At 57.5% G+C, this 3,314-nt stretch carries 2 tRNA genes and 2 rRNA genes; all 4 read left to right on the forward strand.

What is annotated here, in order from left to right:
• Window positions 1-363 precede the first annotated feature (363 nt).
• Window positions 364-1,901 (forward strand): 16S ribosomal RNA (locus K311_RS0113270).
• Between the two features lie 71 nt (window positions 1,902-1,972).
• Window positions 1,973-2,049, forward strand: a tRNA-Ile gene (locus K311_RS0113275).
• A gap of 31 nt (window positions 2,050-2,080) precedes the next feature.
• Window positions 2,081-2,156: transfer RNA gene (locus K311_RS0113280), tRNA-Ala, on the forward strand.
• 220 nt (window positions 2,157-2,376) lie between these two features.
• Window positions 2,377-3,314, forward strand: a 23S ribosomal RNA gene (locus K311_RS0113285); the annotation flags it as partial.

The following is a 3,314-nucleotide window of genomic DNA, read 5'->3' on the forward strand; positions in this document are numbered from 1 at the left end:
CGCTGAACACGACCGCGCGATTCCCCCTTTGCAAAACGGCGGGTCAGGGCTATTCTTCGCGCCCCTTGCAGCGGCGTGCCGCGGCGGGGGCGGCAGGAAGCGGTGAACAGGGTGTTGACGTTCCCGGAAAGTGCTGTAAGATGTGCGGCTCGGTCGGACGAGATGTCCGGCGGAACGCGGAGACCGAAACGGCCCGCGACGCGAACGATCTTTGACAGTGTGCGCAGGAAATTTGTGCGGGCGCCTGGCGGGTGATGGACGAGTCCATTACTTGCAGACGTCTAGCCAAACAAGCTTTTAGTTGTATTGCTATGCAAGCGACGTGAAGCCTGGTCGGACATCTGCAGGAGAAGCTAGAAACTTCAACTGAAGAGTTTGATCCTGGCTCAGAGTGAACGCTGGCGGCAGGCCTAACACATGCAAGTCGAGCGGCAGCGGGTCCTTCGGGATGCCGGCGAGCGGCGGACGGGTGAGGAACACATCGGAATCTGCCCAGTCGTGGGGGATAACGTAGGGAAACTTACGCTAATACCGCATACGACCTGAGGGTGAAAGCAGGGGACCGCAAGGCCTTGCGCGATTGGATGAGCCGATGTCCGATTAGCTAGTTGGCGGGGTAAAGGCCCACCAAGGCGACGATCGGTAGCTGGTCTGAGAGGATGATCAGCCACACTGGAACTGAGACACGGTCCAGACTCCTACGGGAGGCAGCAGTGGGGAATATTGGACAATGGGCGCAAGCCTGATCCAGCCATGCCGCGTGTGTGAAGAAGGCCTTCGGGTTGTAAAGCACTTTTGTTGGGGAAGAAAAGCCGTGGGTTAATACCCCGTGGTTCTGACGGTACCCAAAGAATAAGCACCGGCTAACTTCGTGCCAGCAGCCGCGGTAATACGAAGGGTGCAAGCGTTACTCGGAATTACTGGGCGTAAAGCGTGCGTAGGTGGTTCGTTAAGTCTGCCGTGAAAGCCCCGGGCTCAACCTGGGAATGGCGGTGGATACTGGCGGACTAGAGTGCGGTAGAGGGTGGTGGAATTCCCGGTGTAGCAGTGAAATGCGTAGAGATCGGGAGGAACATCTGTGGCGAAGGCGGCCACCTGGACCAGCACTGACACTGAGGCACGAAAGCGTGGGGAGCAAACAGGATTAGATACCCTGGTAGTCCACGCCCTAAACGATGCGGACTGGACGTTGGGCTCAATCAGGAGCTCAGTGTCGAAGCTAACGCGTTAAGTCCGCCGCCTGGGGAGTACGGTCGCAAGACTGAAACTCAAAGGAATTGACGGGGGCCCGCACAAGCGGTGGAGTATGTGGTTTAATTCGATGCAACGCGCAGAACCTTACCTGGCCTTGACATCCACGGAAGCCCTGAGAGATCGGGGTGTGCCTTCGGGAACCGTGAGACAGGTGCTGCATGGCTGTCGTCAGCTCGTGTCGTGAGATGTTGGGTTAAGTCCCGCAACGAGCGCAACCCTTGTCCTTAGTTGCCAGCACCTCGGGTGGGAACTCTAAGGAGACTGCCGGTGACAAACCGGAGGAAGGTGGGGATGACGTCAAGTCATCATGGCCCTTACGGCCAGGGCTACACACGTACTACAATGGTGGGGACAGAGGGTCGCGAGGCCGCGAGGCGGAGCCAATCCCAGAAACCCCATCCTAGTCCGGATCGGAGTCTGCAACTCGACTCCGTGAAGTCGGAATCGCTAGTAATCGCAGATCAGCATTGCTGCGGTGAATACGTTCCCGGGCCTTGTACACACCGCCCGTCACACCATGGGAGTTTGCTGCACCAGAAGCAGGTAGCTTAACCGCAAGGGGGGCGCTTGCCACGGTGTGGCCGATGACTGGGGTGAAGTCGTAACAAGGTAGCCGTATCGGAAGGTGCGGCTGGATCACCTCCTTTTGAGCATGACGAGTTCTTGCTCGTCAGGCGTCCGCACAAGTTTCCTGCATTCCACACCGTGGATCCGGCCTGGGTCTGTAGCTCAGGTGGTTAGAGCGCACCCCTGATAAGGGTGAGGTCGGAGGTTCGAGTCCTCCTAGACCCACCACACCGTCCGCCCGTCGGAAGGTACTTCTCACGGGGCCATAGCTCAGCTGGGAGAGCACCTGCTTTGCAAGCAGGGGGTCGTCGGTTCGATCCCGACTGGCTCCACCAGGAGCCGGCACAGTGGAATGACAGCGCACACACGTATTGATCGGGCTGGCCGAGGGCCGGTCCTGTTCTTTGAAAACATGGGAAGTAGCGAGCGTTTGAGACGACTGTCTCATCGAACGTGTCGTAGAGGCTAAGGCGAGACTCCTGCGGGAGTCTTTATTTGAGTAAATCGTTGAACTGTTTGCGAAAACGATGGCTCCGAGGCGACTTGGGGTTATATGGTCAAGCGAACAAGCGCACACGGTGGATGCCTTGGCGGTCAGAGGCGATGAAGGACGTGGCAGCCTGCGAAAAGCTCCGGCGAGTCGGCAACAGACATTGACCCGGAGATGTCCGAATGGGGAAACCCACTGCTTCGGCAGTATCCAGCACTGAATCCATAGGTGCTGGAAGCGAACCCGGTGAACTGAAATATCTCAGTAACCGGAGGAAAAGAAATCAACCGAGATTCCCCCAGTAGTGACGAGCGAACGGGGACCAGCCCTGAAGTCTGCATGGTTCTAGCAAAACGCCCTGGAAAGGGTGGCCATAGAAGGTGACAGCCCTGTATGCGAAAGGGCCACGCAGATGATGATGAGTAAGGCGGGGCACGTGAAACCCTGTCTGAACATGGGGGGACCATCCTCCAAGGCTAAATACTCCTGACCGACCGATAGCGAACCAGTACCGTGAGGGAAAGGCGAAAAGAACCCCGGAGAGGGGAGTGAAATAGAACCTGAAACCGTGTGCGTACAAGCAGTGGGAGCCCCTTCGTGGGGTGACTGCGTACCTTTTGTATAATGGGTCAGCGACTTATTGTCTGTGGCGAGCTTAACCGTATAGGGGAGGCGAAGGGAAACCGAGTCTGAACAGGGCGCATAGTCGCAGGCAATAGACCCGAAACCGGGTGATCTAGCCATGCCCAGGGTGAAGGTCGGGTAACACCGACTGGAGGCCCGAACCCACTCCCGTTGCAAAGGTAGGGGATGAGGTGTGGCTAGGAGTGAAAAGCTAATCGAACCCGGAGATAGCTGGTTCTCCTCGAAAGCTATTTAGGTAGCGCCTCGCACGAATCTTCCTGGGGGTAGAGCACTGTTATGGCTAGGGGGTCATTGTGACTTACCAAACCATGGCAAACTCCGAATACCAGGACAGACTATGCGGGAGACACACGGCGGG

This window comes from Arenimonas composti TR7-09 = DSM 18010, assembly GCF_000426365.1.
GTDB lineage: Bacteria > Pseudomonadota > Gammaproteobacteria > Xanthomonadales > Xanthomonadaceae > Arenimonas > Arenimonas composti.